General features: G+C 75.0%; 16 protein-coding genes. 8 read left to right on the top strand and 8 right to left on the bottom strand.

All coding sequences use genetic code 11. The annotated features are described in order from the left end of the window. Positions 1-18 precede the first annotated feature (18 nt). The 3 genes from BLU55_RS17830 to BLU55_RS17820 are packed head-to-tail and all read left to right on the top strand — an operon-like array spanning position 19 to position 1618. A complete protein-coding gene (locus BLU55_RS17830) occupies positions 19-861 on the top strand; it encodes an adenylate/guanylate cyclase domain-containing protein (protein WP_091732520.1) in 843 nt (280 codons plus the stop codon). After that, positions 858-1247, top strand: a complete 390-nt coding sequence (locus BLU55_RS17825) for an ankyrin repeat domain-containing protein (RefSeq protein ID WP_091732518.1) — start codon at positions 858-860, stop codon at positions 1245-1247. Before BLU55_RS17830 ends, BLU55_RS17825 begins: the two co-directional genes overlap by 4 nt. Next, entirely contained in the window at positions 1244-1618 is a 375-nt protein-coding gene (locus BLU55_RS17820; protein WP_091732515.1) for an NYN domain-containing protein, read from the top strand. Before BLU55_RS17825 ends, BLU55_RS17820 begins: the two co-directional genes overlap by 4 nt. 12 nt (positions 1619-1630) lie before the next feature. On the opposite strand, the gene BLU55_RS17815 is transcribed toward BLU55_RS17820, so the two are convergent. The 8 genes from BLU55_RS17815 to boxC form a co-directional block, all read right to left on the bottom strand. Further along, positions 1631-2218, bottom strand: coding sequence for a dual specificity protein phosphatase family protein (locus BLU55_RS17815; protein ID WP_091732512.1), 588 nt, complete (start codon positions 2216-2218; stop codon positions 1631-1633). Between the two features lie 49 nt (positions 2219-2267). Next, positions 2268-4214, bottom strand: coding sequence for a hypothetical protein (locus BLU55_RS17810; RefSeq protein WP_091732511.1), 1947 nt, complete (start codon positions 4212-4214; stop codon positions 2268-2270). Beyond that, on the bottom strand, positions 4211-4753 hold the full coding sequence (locus BLU55_RS17805) for an RNA polymerase sigma factor (RefSeq protein WP_091732508.1): 543 nt from the start codon (positions 4751-4753) through the stop codon (positions 4211-4213). The genes BLU55_RS17810 and BLU55_RS17805 overlap by 4 nt, the downstream gene beginning before the upstream one ends. A gap of 406 nt (positions 4754-5159) precedes the next feature. Next, entirely contained in the window at positions 5160-5624 is a 465-nt protein-coding gene (locus BLU55_RS17800; protein WP_091732505.1) for a hypothetical protein, read from the bottom strand. Between the two features lie 123 nt (positions 5625-5747). Next, entirely contained in the window at positions 5748-6614 is an 867-nt protein-coding gene (locus BLU55_RS17795) for an amidohydrolase family protein (protein ID WP_091732502.1), read from the bottom strand. Between the two features lie 13 nt (positions 6615-6627). Beyond that, positions 6628-6960 carry a ferredoxin gene (fdxA, locus tag BLU55_RS17790; RefSeq protein WP_091732500.1) on the bottom strand — a complete coding sequence of 111 codons (333 nt, stop codon included), beginning with the start codon at positions 6958-6960 and terminating at the stop codon, positions 6628-6630. A 67-nt stretch (positions 6961-7027) separates the two neighbouring features. After that, a complete protein-coding gene (locus BLU55_RS17785; RefSeq protein ID WP_091734203.1) occupies positions 7028-8716 on the bottom strand; it encodes a benzoate-CoA ligase family protein in 1689 nt (562 codons plus the stop codon). A 10-nt stretch (positions 8717-8726) separates the two neighbouring features. After that, positions 8727-10406, bottom strand: a complete 1680-nt coding sequence (gene boxC / locus BLU55_RS17780) for a 2,3-epoxybenzoyl-CoA dihydrolase (protein WP_091732497.1) — start codon at positions 10404-10406, stop codon at positions 8727-8729. A gap of 101 nt (positions 10407-10507) precedes the next feature. Between boxC and BLU55_RS17775 the strand changes: the two genes are divergently transcribed. The 5 genes from BLU55_RS17775 (at position 10508) to BLU55_RS17755 (ending at position 14058) form a co-directional block, all read left to right on the top strand. Continuing rightward, positions 10508-11362 carry a PaaX family transcriptional regulator gene (locus tag BLU55_RS17775; protein WP_091732494.1) on the top strand — a complete coding sequence of 285 codons (855 nt, stop codon included), beginning with the start codon at positions 10508-10510 and terminating at the stop codon, positions 11360-11362. Positions 11363-11453: 91 nt separating this feature from the next. Further along, positions 11454-11897: a potassium channel family protein gene (locus tag BLU55_RS17770; RefSeq protein ID WP_197681038.1), complete on the top strand. Its 444-nt coding sequence runs from the start codon at positions 11454-11456 to the stop codon at positions 11895-11897. After that, entirely contained in the window at positions 11894-12304 is a 411-nt protein-coding gene (locus BLU55_RS17765) for a hypothetical protein (RefSeq protein ID WP_091732491.1), read from the top strand. Before BLU55_RS17770 ends, BLU55_RS17765 begins: the two co-directional genes overlap by 4 nt. Positions 12305-12317: 13 nt before the next feature. After that, positions 12318-12758: a DUF350 domain-containing protein gene (locus BLU55_RS17760; RefSeq protein WP_091732488.1), complete on the top strand. Its 441-nt coding sequence runs from the start codon at positions 12318-12320 to the stop codon at positions 12756-12758. Between the two features lie 13 nt (positions 12759-12771). Continuing rightward, positions 12772-14058 (top strand): glutathionylspermidine synthase family protein, encoded by a 1287-nt coding sequence (locus BLU55_RS17755; protein ID WP_091732485.1) that lies wholly within the window; start codon positions 12772-12774, stop codon positions 14056-14058. Positions 14059-14096: the final 38 nt, after the last annotated feature.

The raw sequence follows: 14096 nt of genomic DNA, 5'->3' as shown, positions 1-14096 counted from the left end.
TGTGCCACGCTGGCGGGCGTGTCCGCCGCCACCCTCGTCGCCGTCGCCCTGGGCGTGCTGCTGGTGGCCTCCGGGGCCGGGCTGGTCGTCCTCGCGGCCCGGGTCCGACAGCTGCGCGAGCGCGTCGCCGAGCTCGAGGAGCGCGAGGCGGGCGTGGTCGTGGAGGAGGCGCGCAGCCCCCGTGCCGTGCAGGCCGCCGGGCTGGCCGTGCGGACCGCGGTGCAGACGGTCAGCCGGGTGCGCGAGCACGGCGTGCGCGGCATGCTGCTGTCCTCGATCGAGGAGTTCACCGGGTGGGCCCTGGAGGCGCGCAGCGAGATCATCCGCGTGGCCGACGAGGACGGCAACGTCACCGTCTTCTTCTCCGACATCGAGGGCTCGACCGCCCTCAACAGCGAGGTCGGCGACCAGGTGTGGGTCGAGGTGCTCGAGGCCCACGACCGGGTGCTCGAGCAGGTCGTCGACCGCCACCACGGGCACGTCGTGAAGAGCAACGGCGACGGCCACATGGTCGTCTTCTCCTCCCCCACCCTCGCGCTCTCGGCCGCGCTCGAGCTGCAGGAGCGGCTGTCCCACCCCCGCCCGCGGGCGCTGCGCCAGCACCCGGTCAAGGTGCGGATCGGGCTGCACACCGGCACCGCCGTGGAGCGCGGCGGCGACTGGTTCGGCCGCAACGTGGCCAAGGCGGCCCGCGTCGCGTCGCTGGCCGAGGGCGGCGAGGTGCTGGTCAGCACCGAGCTCGCGGCCCGGCTGCGCGAGCAGGTGGGAGAATCGGCGGACTGGACGCTGCGCCCCACGGAGACCGTCACCCTCAAGGGCCTCCCGGGCGAGCACACGCTGTGGCTGGTGGAGGCCCGATGACGCAGGACCGCCCGCTCACCCCGGACGAGACGGCCCGGGTGGTCGAGCTCGCCCACCACTTCGCCCGCGAGGGCATGACCGACGAGCTGACCGGGTTCGTCGACCACGGGCTGCCCGCCGACGTGCCCGACCCGGACGGCAACACCCCGCTCATGCTCGCGGCGTACCACGGCCACGCCGCGACGGTGGCCGCCCTGCTCGCCCGCGGCGCCGACCCCGACGCCCGCAACCACCGCGACCAGTCGCCGGTGGCCGGCGCGCTGTTCAAGGGCGAGGACGACGTCGTGCGGCTGCTGGTCGGGGCCGGGGCCGACCTCGACGCCGGCACCCCGAGCGGCCGGGCGACGGCCGCGATGTTCGACCGGCTCGAGCTGCTGGGCCCGTGAAGCACGTCCTGGTCGTCGACGGCGCCAACGTCGTGGGCTCGCGCCCCGACGGGTGGTGGCGCGACCGCGCCGGCGCCGCGGCCCGGCTGCACGGCCGGCTGGCCGTGGCCGACACGACGTACGACGAGATCGTGCTGGTGCTCGAGGGCCAGGCCAAGGGCGGCGTGCCGCGCGGTCGCGACGCGCACCTGCGCACCGTCCACGCCAGCAAGGACGGTGACGCCGACATCGCCCGCGAGACCGCGGCCGCCCGCGCGCAGGGCCACACCGTCGTCGTCATCACCGCCGACCGCGCCCTGCAGATGCGGGTCGAGGGCCTCGGCGCCCGCACCATGAGCCCCGGCTGGCTGCTCGACCTGCTCGGCTCCTGAGCCGGCCCCGGCTCACCAGCCCTGGGCGCGCTTGCGGCGGATGACGCCGGCCAGGTCGAGCTGGTGCTCGGCCCGCCAGCGCTCGAGGCGGCGCACGTCGTCGCGCAGGGCCACCCGGCCCGAGCCCCGTCGCCGGTGGTGCCACCGCAGCGCGTCCTCGGCGTAGGCCACCCACGCGATCGGCCGCGCCGCCCGGATCCGGTCGAGCGCCTCGACGGGGTCCCACCCCTGCGCGAGCATCACGGCGTAGCCCAGGGACGGTCCGCGGTTGATGCCCATGTGGCAGTGGGTCAGCACCACGCCGCCGCCGTCGATCGCCCCCTGGGCCCACGCCACGCCCGTGTCGAACCAGGCTCCGGGCACGCGCTGGCCGGCGTCGTCCATGCCGTGGTGGAGGTAGCCGACCTGCGGGGCCAGCTCGCGCACCCACTCCTGGTCGCTCCACTCCACCCGGGCGTCCACGACGTGGGTCAGGCCCGCCTCGAGCAGCTCGCGCAGCTGGATCGCGGCCCGCTGGTGGTCCCGGGTGTCGAGGTCGCCTCCGACCAGCAGCTGGTCGGTGACGAACGCCGCGTCGGCGACGTGGAGGGGGGTGCTCATGATGGGTCCGAACCTACGGCCCGCCACCGACAGCGCGGTGGCGCGGCGGCTAGGGCGTGACGTCCTCGGCGGTGGCGGACGCGGGCTCGGCAGCGGTCGCGGGCCCGGCCCCGGGCTCCGGGTCGGGTGCTGCGGCCGGGGTCTCGGCAGGAGTCTCGGCGGGCGGCGCAGCGGGGATCTCGGCGGGAGTCTCGGCGGGCGTCGCAGCGGGGGTCTCGGCGGGCGCCTGGTCAGGTGCGGCGACGGCCGTCTCGGGGGCCGGCGTCTCGGGGACCGTCTGGGCAGGCGTCTCGGCAGTCGTCTCGGCAGGGGTCTCGGGGGTCTCGGCGGCCGAGAGCGCGAGCGGGGCGGCGGGTCCGGCGTCCTGGGCGCGCTCCCCGGAGGACGCCGACTGGCCGGACTGGTTGGACAGGCCCGACTGGTTGGACTGGCCCGACTGGTTGGACTGGCCGTTCGGGCCCGGCGGGGTCGCGCCGTTGCCCGCACCGTCGGACGGCGAGGGGGTCGAGGGCGACGGGTCGCTCGCGCCGGGGGACGGCGTCGCGGTGGGGTCGGGCGCGGGCAGCTGGGGCAGCACCGGGACCGACGGGACGACGGGCGACACAGGGGCGGGGACCACGGTGGTCGTGCCCGGCGCCGCGGTGCCGGGGGCGGTGCTGCCGGGAGCGGGCACCTCGAGCGGCGGCACCACCAGCGGGGAGCTGCCGGCGGGCTCGCCCGCACCTGCGGGCAGGCCGCCGATCGCCGTGACGGGGCTGGACGGGCCCACCGGACCGGCCTGGGTCCACGGCAGCGTCACCGTCACCGCGCCGGGGATCCAGGACGCCGGGGCGGCCGAGGCCGGCGGGGCGTCGAGGACCGGGGGCCGCAGCTGCGAGGCCACGACGCCGGTCTCCCCGGTGGAGGGCTGCGCGTCGGGCGGGGTCGAGGCCTCGGGCAGGCTCGCCGCCGCGCCCCACGCGGAGCCGTCGGACGCCTCCCCGGTGGTGGCCGGGCCGGCGTCGGGACCGGCCTCGGTGGTCGGGTCGGACGCGTCGGGGGTCGGGGCGGTGCTGTCGAGGGCTCCGGGCGGGAGCTCGCGCTCGGGGCCGTCGCGGTCGCCCCCGGGCAGCAGGGTCCCGGGCTCGTCACGCGGCACCAGCAGCGGGAAGGCCTGGAGCGCGGGGCTGAGGAAGGCCGCGAAGCCGTGGGAGGACGGGCTGGGGGCCGCCAGGGCCGCCGGGCCGTCGGACGGGACGTCCGCGGCGCCGGCGTCCGGGCCCTGCGACGACGAGGCCCCGACCTTCGGCGACAGCGGGGTCACCGGACCCGACGCCGTGGCGGGAGCGTCCGAGGTGCCGTCCGGGGTGCCGTCGGGGGTGCCGTCGGGGGTGCCGGACGCGGACCCGCTCGTCGAGCCGGACCCGGACCCGACTGGGCGAGGATCGGCGGAGCCGCCAGCACCGCCGGACCCGCTGGTCGACCCCGGAGCGGACCCGGTCGCGGACCCGCCCGTCGAGGAGCCGGTGCCGCCGGTCGCAGAGCCCGCGTCCACGCCCGGGGCGTCGCCGCCGTCCGCCGAGGCGGAGGCGGGGCCGGGACGGCGGGGCAGCAGCAGGGTGGGCGGCGCGAGGGGGAGGTCGGGCGCCGAGGTGCCCCACGGGTGCAGCGGGGCGGGCGCGTCCCAGGGCAGGTACTGGCGCGAGAAGTCGGACACGTGGCGCTGGAGCGGGGCCGGCAGCGTGTTGGCCGCCGCCGAGAGGCCGGTGGCGCCGACGGTCGAGATGGCGAGCACGACGGCGCTCGCGACCGCTCCGGGACGACGGGCGCGTCGGGCCAGCGAGCGGTGCGGGTGCCCGGCGAGCAGGCGCGCGAGCTGCGCGGAGGGCTCGGGGGCCTGGTCGGCCAGGCCCAGCAGCGGCGCCAGCTCGCGCCCCAGGGCGTGCAGGTCGGGGGTGTCGAGGTCGAGGTCGGCGCCGTGCTCGCGCAGCATGGCCTCGAGCTGGGAGGGCCTCACCGTGCCCCCTCCGCGGTCATCAGCCGGCGCAGGTGCTCCAGGCCCCGGCGCTGCAGCTGCTTGACGGCCGGCACGGTCTTGCCCATGACGCCGGCGGTCTCCTCGAGCGTCAGGTCACCGATGATGCGCAGCATCACGGCCGCGCGCTGGTCCTCTCCGAGCCTGTCCATCAGCGCCAGCGCCCGTCCGGCCTCGAGGGACTCCACCGCGTGGTGCTCGGCCGACGCGACGACCCGGTCGTCGTGGTCGGGCTCGTAGGGATAGCTGACGGGGTGGCGCTGTCGGCGGCGCACGTCGTCGACCGCGCGTGCGTGCGCGACCGAGAACACGAGGGTCCGCAAGCCGGCGGCACCACCCTCGAGACGGGGCAGCCGGGGGAAGACGGCGAGGAAGACCTCGGAGGTGAGGCCTTCGGGGTCGTCGACCCCGCGGGCCCGGAGGTAGGCGAGGACGCGGGGAGCCACGGCGTCGTAGAGCAGCCGGAACGCGTGCGGGTCACCGGCCGCTGCGTCGCGGACGACCTCGTCGCGCAGGTCCACGAGCTCGCACTCCTCTGCTCCGGGAGAACCCGAGTAACCTGCCGGCCACCAACGGGGGGTAGGGGTGGCCGACAGGTTACGTCATCGGGCGGGCTCTCAGGGTCAGGTCGAGCGATGACCGGAGGCACCCGGAGCGGGAGCGGCTGGGCCGTCCCCGCGGTGGCGGTGCTCGTCACGACACTCCTCGATCCGCAGGGGGCTGGATGGATGGGTCTCATGGGCGTGCCGCATCTCGTCCCCCCTCGGTCTGAGCGCTTTCCGAGCTCTGCAATGAGGTAATCGCCCGACCTGGGCCGAGGTTCCGCACGGATCCGAAGTTTCTGCAGAACTCTCCGCGGACGCCCACCGGTCTGGTCCACCTGCGGCGGGCGCGGGCCTCCGCACGGGCCCGGGCGGGTGGCTCCGATCAGCGCCGGAAGCGCTCGTCGCGGGCCTCGGCGTTGAGGTCGGCGCGATTCTGGTAGGCCATCACGACGTCCATGAACGTCGACCACTCGACCTCGCGGGCCTCCACGATCACCCAGTTGTCGCGGTAGTGGCCGAAGGCGACCGAGCCGTCGCGCACCAGCATGTCGACCCCGGGGTCCTCCAGGTCGAAGCGGTGGTTCTCCCCCGCCCGCCGGATCACGATGTGCGACCCGGTGATGGTGATCCGCTGGGGCACCGACATCAGCAGCGTCATCCAGCACAGCACCACCAGCACGGCCAGGCCCACGGCCAGCGCGCCGCTCGCGGCGTCGGTCTGCTGCCAGGCGCGCCACACGGCGTACGCCAGGCCGGCCAGGCTCGCGACGAGCACGACCTGGAACACGCGGCGGACGAGGCTGGGGGCGACGAAGACGTGGTCGGGCGCACGGGTGGGGGTGGGCACGGCGTCCTCCTGACGGCTGGCTCGGGGCGGCCTCGCGGGCCGTGACCGAGCGTCCCACGCAGCGCGGGTCGCGGGGGGCGAATCCGGTGAAACCGTCCGGCGCTCGGCGCGGCCGTCGACCGGTCAGCCGGCCAGGTGGTCGAGCCCGGCGTACACCGCCCGCGCGTTGCCGCCCAGCACCAGCCCGGCCGTCTCGTCGTCGAGGCCGAGCGCCACGACCGCGCGGGCGTTGCGGGCCGTGCCCGGGACCCCGGGCCAGTCGGTGCCGAAGATGAACCGCCGGGCCAGCCGGGCCAGGTCGAAGCGGGCGTAGTAGTCGGGCAGCCGGCGCGGCGGCAGGCCCGAGAGCTCGATCCAGACCGTCGGGTGGCTCAGCGCGAGGTGGGCGGCGGCGTCGTACCACCAGCCGCGACCGCCGTGGGCCAGCACGACGTCGAGCTCGGGGAAGTCGCGGACCACGGGCAGCAGGATCTCGGGGTGGGCCAGCTCGTTCATCGAGCCGGGGAAGCTGCTCGTGCCGCAGTGCACGACCAGGGGGACGCCCCGCTCGGCCAGCACGGCGTACGCCGGCCACAGCGCGCGGTCGTCGCACCGGAAGCCTCCGTGCACCGGGTGGAGCTTGAGCGCGGCCGCCCCGTGGTCGAGCTGGCGCTCCAGCTCGCGGGCGATCGGGAAGTGCAGGTGGGGGTTGACGTTGGCCACCGGGCGGAACCGCTGCGGGTGGTGCTCGACGATCGGCAGCAGGTCGTCGAAGCGCTGGTAGCCGGTGGCCTTGGGGCTGTACTCGCAGAACAGCAGGGCGGCGTCGACGCCCTCGGCCTCGAAGAGGTCGTCGAGCACCTCGGGCCGCGGCCGTCCCTCGTCGTCCCACGCCCGCTCGAGCAGGCCCGCCGGACCGAAGTCGCGGGCCCACTGCAGCCAGGCGGGCGCCAGCGAGCCCAGCACCGGCACGTGCACGTGGGCGTCGACGAACAGGTGGCCGTCCAGCATCAAGCGCCGCCGCTCAGGACCAGTCCCGCACCAGGGCGGTGTCGGCGCCGAGGTCGCCGATCTTCGCCGCCCCGCCGGGGACGCCGAGCGGCTCGTCGCGGCCCGGCAGCACCTCGGTGAAGAAGGCAGCGTTGTCGGCCACGAAGCCCTCGTCGCCGTCGGCCGTGCGTCGGTCCTGGGTGATCGCGTCCACCGGGCACACCGGCTCGCACGCGCCGCAGTCGATGCACTCCCGGGGGTGGATGTAGCTCTTGCGCTCCCCCTCGTAGATGCAGTCGACGGGGCACTCGTCGACGCAGGCCTTGTCGTTGACGTCGATGCAGCCGCTGGCGATCACGTAGGGCACGGGGACTCCTGGTGGGTCGTCTGGTCGGTCGAGGGGTCGGGCGAGGGGTGGGAGGCGCCGGGTCCGCTCACGAGGTCGCCTCGAGGGCCTCGCGGACGGTGGTGGTGGCCGGCTGGGCCTGCGGGTCGCCGGCGACCATGCCGCGCACCTTGAAGCGCTGCAGCTTGCCGGTCGCCGTCTTGGGCAGGTCGTCGACGAACACGACCTGCCGCGGGGCCTTGAAGTGGGCGAGCCCGTCGCGGCACCAGGCGATCAGCTCGGCCTCCGTGACGCCCGGGTCGGCCTCGACCACGCCGACCGGCTTGTCGAGGCCGTCGGCGTCGGCGACCCCGACCACGGCGGCCTGGCGGACCGCGGGGTGCTCGAGCAGGCGGCTCTCGACCTCGGCCGGGGAGACCCAGATGCCGCCGGCCTTGAGCATGTCGCTGTTGCGGCCCAGGCAGGTGAACCACCCGTCGCCGGAGCGGACGTAGGTGTCGCCGGTGGAGAGCCACTCGCCCTGGAAGACGGCCCGGGTGGCGTCGGTGCGGTGCCAGTAGCCGAGCGCGATCGACTCGCCCCGCACGAACAGCGCGCCCGGCTCGTCGTCGCCGACGACCCGGCCGGTCGCGTCGCGCACCTCGACGTCGTACCCCGGGACGGGGACGCCGGTGGTGCCCGGCCGCACCTCGCCCGGACGGTTGGACAAGAAGATGTGCAGCGCCTCGGTGGAGCCGATGCCGTCGAGGACCTCCACGCCGAACCGGTCGGTGAAGCGGCGCTGCAGGGGCGCGGGCAGCGGCTCCCCCGCCGAGGCGCACAGCCGCACCGACGCGAAGGAGTCGTCGGCCAGCTCGCTGCCGACCAGGGCGGCGTAGAAGGTGGGGACGCCGAAGAAGAGCGTGGGCCGGGCCTGCTGGAGCCGCTCGCGCACCACCTCGGGGCTGGGACGGCGGGGCTCGAGCACGGTGCTGGCGCCGACGGAGAGCGGGAAGAACACCGTGTTGCCGATGCCGTAGGCGAAGAACATCTTGGCCACCGAGAAGGTGACGTCGTCCGCGGTGATGCCGAGCACGCGGGCGGCGTACGTCTCGCAGACGTGGCGGACGTTGGCGTGGCGGTGCATCGCGGCCTTGGGCTGCCCGGTGGTGCCGGAGGTGTAGAGCCACAGCGCCCACGAGTCGTCGACGGTGTCGGCCGTCGTGGTGTCGCCCTGCGCGCCGGCGTGCAGCAGCTCCTCCCACCGCAGCAGGCGCACGCCGTCGCGCAGGTCGAGCTCGACCTCGTGGTCCTCGTCGCCGGCCAGCACCACGTCGGCCACCTCGGGGGACGCCGCGACGGCCTCGGTCACCGCAGTCGTGAACTCCGGGGTGACGAGCACGGCCCGCGCCCCGGAGTCGGCCACCACCGTGGCCAGCTCGCGACCGGTGAACATCGTGGAGACCGGCACCGCCACCATCCCGGCCCGGAAGGCGCCGAGCAGCCCGGTCAGCATCGGCACCTCGTCGGACATCACCAGCACCACGCGGTCGTCGCGACGCAGGCCCAGCGCGCGCAGTCCGGCGGCCACCACGCCGACCCGGCGGTCGAGCTCGGCGTAGGTCAGGGTCTGCGACGCCAGCACCGCGGTCCGCTCCCCCGCGCCGGCCTCGACCTGGCGGGTGACCAGGTAGTCGGCGGCGTTGAAGCGGCCCGGCGCGGCGGTCGCCAGGTCGGTCGGCGTGGTCGGCACGGTCGGCACGGTCGGCACGGTCGGCACGGTCGGCACGGTCGGCATGGTCACGTCGTCACACCCGCTCGTGGTCGTAGGACCCGCGCTGACCCGACCCGTAGCGCCGCAGGGCGCCGTCGGGACCCGAGGCGTTGGGCCGGTTGAAGATCCAGTTCTGCCAGGCGGTGAGGCGCCCGAAGATCTTGGTCTCGAGCGTCTCGGGCCCCACGAACCGGTGGTTGGCCTCCATGCCGGTGAGCGCGTCGGGGCTCAGCGCCGCCCGCTCCTCGAGCACGATCCGCAGCTCGTCCTCGAGGTCGAGGTCGTCGAGCGCCATCGTCACCAGGCCGAGACCGTCGGCCGCCCGGGCGTCGAGGCGCTCCCCGAGCCGGCCCCGCACCGCCTCGAGCTGGTCGTCGTGGCCCCAGAAGCGCGACCCCAGCCGGGTCAGCCCGTTGCCCATCGGCAGCGGGCCGTCGTTGCTGGGGGTGAGCACCAGCACCGCCGGGTCGGCGTCGGGGTCGACGTCCTCGTAGACGCCGTCGAGCATGTACTGCCGGTCGCAGGCGAGCGCCAGCTCGGCCAGGAAGCCGCCGAAGCAGCTGCCCGGCTCCACCACCGCGACCAGGCTGCGGCTGGTCACGTCGAGCCGCTTGACCGTGCGCTTGAGCAGCTGCTGGGTCTCGTGGGCCAGCCAGTCGCCGGCGTCCACCAGCTCGCGCAGCCGCTCGTCGTGGGCCAGCACCGCGTCCAGCTCGCCCTCCGAGCGCAGCACCCAGGTGCCGAGGTCCTGCTCGTTGGTGCGCAGCCGCAGCACCAGGTCGTCCAGCTCGCGGGCGACGGCGAGGGGGTACCAGCCGGTGCCCTGCTCGAGGGCGGCCGCGGCGTCGGCGGGCGGCGCGGCGTCGGGCCCCAGGACGGTGATCTCGACGCGGCGGCCGGCCCGGTCCAGGCGGGCCCGCAGGTGGGGGTAGGTGAGCCCCTCGGCGTCCTCGCGGCGCTCCAGCGCCACCAGCTCGACACCGCGGGCCGCGGGACCGCCCGCGCGGGTCGAGCGCGCGACCGCGTCGGCCGTGCGGCGGGCGAGCTCGTCGTCCCACCGCGCCCGCGGGACGGTCGCGTCGACCAGGCCCCACTCCACGGCCGTGGAGCCGCGGTAGCCCTCGGCCCGGGTCGCGAACAGGTCGGCGCGGTCCTTGCGCACGTGGCGCTTGTCGACCACGCGGGTGAGGCCCCCGGTTCCGGGCAGCACGCCCAGCAGGGGCACCTCCGGCAGGCTCACGGTCGAGGAGCCGTCGTCGATGAGCACGATCTCGTCGCAGGCCAGGGCCAGCTCGTAGCCGCCGCCGGCCGCGGTGCCGTTGAGGGCGGCGATCCAGGTCTGGCCGCTGGAGGCGGACGCGTCCTCGACGGCGTTGCGGGTCTCGTTGGTGAACTTGCAGAAGTTCACCTTCCAGGCGTGGCTGGACTGCGCCAGCATCCGGATGTTGGCGCCGGCGCAGAACATCCGGTCGAGCCCGCCGGTCATCACCACGGCGCGGACGCCCGGGTGCTCGAACCGCAGCCGCTCGACGGCGTCGTGGAGCTCGATGTCGACGCCGAGGTCGTAGGAGTTCATCTTCAGCTCGTAGCCCTCGACCAGGCCGCCGTGCTCGTCGACGGCGAGCGTGAGGGTCGCGACCGCGCCGTCGACCTCGAGGCGCCAGTGGCGGTAGCGGTCGGGACGGGTGTCGAAGTCGACCACGGGGACGGTCATGCAGCACCTCTCAGCTCCGGGTGAGACGCCGGTCACTCTACGCTCGCCTGGCGACCCGTCAAGATGTTGTCGCACGTCGCGCGCGCCGCCATGATGGGCCCGTGACCGACCTGCCCCCCGGCCCTGCGCCCGCGGCCTCGCGCCGCCGCGAGGTCGGCTCGGCGAGCGCCCGGTCGCTGCTGCTCACCGTGCTCGGCGAGTTCGTCCACCCCCGCGCGGTGCCGGTCTGGACGACCACGCTGCTCGCCGCGCTCGGCGCGCTCGGCGTCGAGGAGAAGTCGGCGCGGCAGGCGCTGACCCGCACCGCCCACGAGGGCGTCCTGGCCTCGACGCGCCACGGCCGCCGGGTCCAGTGGGAGCTGACCGAGGCCGGGGCCACGCTCCTGGAGGAGGGCACCCGTCGGATCTACGGCTTCATGCGCTCCCCCCACCCCTGGGACGGCCGCTGGCTGGTGCTGAGCGTGCCGATCCCCGAGACCCAGCGGCAGCTGCGGCACCGGCTGCGCACCCGCCTGACCTGGCTCGGCCTCGGCTCCCCGACCTCGGGTCTGTGGGTCACCCCGGACGCCGAGCAGGAGCCGGCCGTGCACGCCGTCGTCGACGACCTCGGGCTGAGGCCACGGTCGTTCGCGTGGACCGGCCGGGCGACCCCCCTGGGCGACCAGCAGCGGCTGCTGGCCCAGGCGTGGGACCTCGACGACGTGGAGCGGCGCTACCTGGACTTCCTCGACGGCGCCGCGCGGCGTGCGCCGAGCACCCCGGCCGAGGCGTTCGTGGCCCAGGTCGAGCTGGTCCAGGAGTGGCGCCGCTTCCCCTTCCTCGACCCCGACCTGCCGGCCGAGCTGCTCGACCACGACTGGCCCGGGCCCCGCGCGGCCGCCGCCTTCCACGAGCGCCACGCCGCCTGGCACGCCGCCGCCCAGGCCGAGTGGGAGCGGATGCTCGCGGCCGGCTGACGCGGTCCTGCTCCCGCGGAGCGGCTCGGTGCCCTACCGTGTGGCGCGGCGCGGACGTCGGGGACCGCGCCGGGAGCGAGGGGGAGCGGTCGTGGCACGTGTGAAGGCGTGGGCCCACCTGGTGGTCAACACCCCCCGGCTGCTCGTGCTGGTCCTCTTCGGCGACTTCCTGCTCTGCTCGGGCCTGTTCTGGGCGATCGAGGGAACCGGGCCGATCGCCTCGATGTGGTGGGCCGTGGTCACCGGCACCACGACCGGCTACGGCGACTACTCCCCCGTCACCACGGCGGGGCGTGGCGTCGCGGTCTTCTTCATGCTCTCGATGCTGCTGCTAGTGCTGTGCGCCGGCGCCCACTTCACCCGGGCCGTGCTGCACGACCCCGACGCCTTCACCGACGCCGAGCAGCGCGAGATGCTCGCGCTGCTGCGGGAGAACAACGTCCTGCTGCGCCACCAGGTCGCCGAGCAGCACGGGCCCGCCGTTCTCGACGACCTCCTCGCCTCGACCCGCCCCCACGAACAGGAGCAGCCATGAGCAGCATCCGTCGCGCCAGCCGCGCGGTCCCCCTGGGCCTGACCGTGATCGCCGCCTCCTCGCTGAGCGGGTGCGGCGGCGACCCCGACGTCGCCGCGGTCTGCGTCGACCCGCAGACCCAGGAGCGCGTCGACGACGGCCAGTGCGACGACTCGGACGACCCGGACGACTACAACGGGTCCGGCGTCGGCAGCGGCTTCTTCTGGTACTACCTCGGCACCCAGTCGGCCCGGTCGATCCCCGCCGTGGGCTCGCCCGTGTCGGGCGGCACCTGGAACGGCTCCGGCCTGGTCGGCTCCGGCCGGAGCGTGCAGCGAGGCGGCCTGCCCGCCGACGGGGCGTCGTCGTTCAAGTCCTACTCCAAGTCCGGGGGCTTCGGCTCCTCCAAGGGCGTCTCCTCCTCCTGAAAGGCCGTCACCCATGTTCGACCTCTGGACCGCGCTCTACCACGGCGTGATCTACGCCCTGCTCGCCGGCGCCGTGCTGGTGCTGGCCTACCTGGTGCTCGACCTGCTCACGCCGGGCCACCTCGGACGACACCTGCTCGGCGGCGAGGACCACGAGGCGTCGTACTCCGCCGCCACGGTCACCGCCGCGTGGATGGTCGGCAACGCGGCCGTCATCTTCACCGCGATCTGGACCAACGGCGACACCGACCTGGGCTACGCCCTGCTGTGGACCCTCGTGTTCGGCCTGGTCGGCTGCGCCCTCAACTCGGTGATGCTGGTCGCGGTCGACCTCGTCACCCCGGGCAACCTGCGCGCGGTGGTCTGCACGCCGGGCCGCGTGGTGCCGCTGGCCGTGGTGAGCGCCGCGGCGACGCTGGCGATCTCCGCCATCGTCTGCGCCTCGATCGCCTGAGGCGACCGCAGCCGTGTGGCGCCACAGCAGCATCCCCCGCGAGGACCACCTGCGCACCGTCCAGCAGCAGGGCCTGATCTTCCCCGAGACCGACCTCCCCGACGGCGGCACGGCGCCGTACTGGAACGAGGCCGCGTGGTACGAGTTCACCGGCGACGAGGTCGAGGTGATGGAGAAGGCCACCGAGCAGCTGTGGCAGATGTGCCTGGAGGCCGTGCCGAAGCTGCTGCGCGACTTCGACGACGCCGACCTGCGGCTCCCGACCGGCACCCTGGCGCACGTGCGCGAGTCGGTCCGGCTCGAGCAGCCGAGCGTCTACGGCCGCTTCGACCTGCGCTACGACGGCGTCGACCTCGCCATGATGGAGCTCAACGGCGACACCCCGACGGGCCTGGTCGAGACGGCCGTCGCGCAGTGGCACTGGAAGGAGGACATGGCCTTCTCCGCCGACACGGACCAGTGGAACAGCCTCCACGAGCGGCTCGTCGACCGCTGGCGTGACCTGGCCCGCCGGGGCGGCGTGCCGGGCGAGCGGCTGCACCTGTTCCACAGCCGGGCCGACACCTCGGGCGAGGAGGAGATGACGGTCCACTACATGGCCGACGTCGCCTCCCAGGCCGGGCTGACCGTCTCGGTCCAGCCCATCGAGCTGATCCAGTGGAACGAGCACGCGGTCGAGCCCGGACGGGGCCGCTTCCTCGACGTCAACGGCGAGGAGATCCGCGCCGCCTTCAAGCTCTACCCCTGGGAGTCGATGCTCAGCGAGGACCCGGTCGGGCGGCTGCTGCTCTCCGGCGCCGAGATGACGCCGGTGCGCTGGGTCGAGCCCGCCTGGAAGGTGCTGCTCTCGACCAAGGCGCTGCTGCCGGTGCTGTGGGAGATGTGGCCCGACTGCCCCTACCTGCTGCCGGCGTACTTCGACGAGCCGCACGACCTCGACGAGTGGATCGCCAAGCCGCTGCAGGGCCGCGAGGGCGACAACATCGTCGTGCACCGCTCCGACGGCACCGAGGTGGTCAACGACGGGGCGTACGCCGGCGACCGGATGGTCTACCAGCGCTACGTCGAGCTGCCCAACTTCGGCACCGCGGCCGACGGCGACAACTACGCGATGGTCGGGTCGTGGATCGTCGACGGGGAGGCCGCCGGCGCGATCGTGCGCGAGTCCGACGGCCCGGTCACCGACTACTACAGCCGGGTGGTGCCGCACGTGATCAGCGACGCCCTCGAGCCGGCGTACGGCCAGCAGCTGCTGTGGCGCACCCAGCGGGTCAACGACACCGTGCCGCGGCTCGACTAGCCCTTCGAGGCAAGACGCCCTCCTTCCCCAGGGACCGG

This window comes from Nocardioides scoriae (genome assembly GCF_900104965.1).
In the GTDB taxonomy this organism is placed as follows: domain Bacteria; phylum Actinomycetota; class Actinomycetes; order Propionibacteriales; family Nocardioidaceae; genus Marmoricola; species Marmoricola scoriae.
This window is presented reverse-complemented; position numbering and strand designations above follow the sequence as displayed.

Bases quoted from the DNA above. Each gene is read 5' to 3' on its own strand.
- BLU55_RS17815 (WP_091732512.1), bottom strand. From the start codon at position 2,218: ATGAGCACCCCCCTCCACGTCGCCGACGCGGCGTTCGTCACCGACCAG.
- BLU55_RS17785 (WP_091734203.1), bottom strand. From the start codon at position 8,716: ATGCCGACCGTGCCGACCGTGCCGACCGTGCCGACCGTGCCGACCGTG.
- boxC (WP_091732497.1), bottom strand. From the start codon at position 10,406: ATGACCGTCCCCGTGGTCGACTTCGACACCCGTCCCGACCGCTACCGC.
- BLU55_RS17760 (WP_091732488.1), top strand. From the start codon at position 12,318: ATGTTCGACCTCTGGACCGCGCTCTACCACGGCGTGATCTACGCCCTG.
- BLU55_RS17795 (WP_091732502.1), bottom strand. From the start codon at position 6,614: ATGCTGGACGGCCACCTGTTCGTCGACGCCCACGTGCACGTGCCGGTG.
- BLU55_RS17825 (WP_091732518.1), top strand. From the start codon at position 858: ATGACGCAGGACCGCCCGCTCACCCCGGACGAGACGGCCCGGGTGGTC.
- BLU55_RS17765 (WP_091732491.1), top strand. From the start codon at position 11,894: ATGAGCAGCATCCGTCGCGCCAGCCGCGCGGTCCCCCTGGGCCTGACC.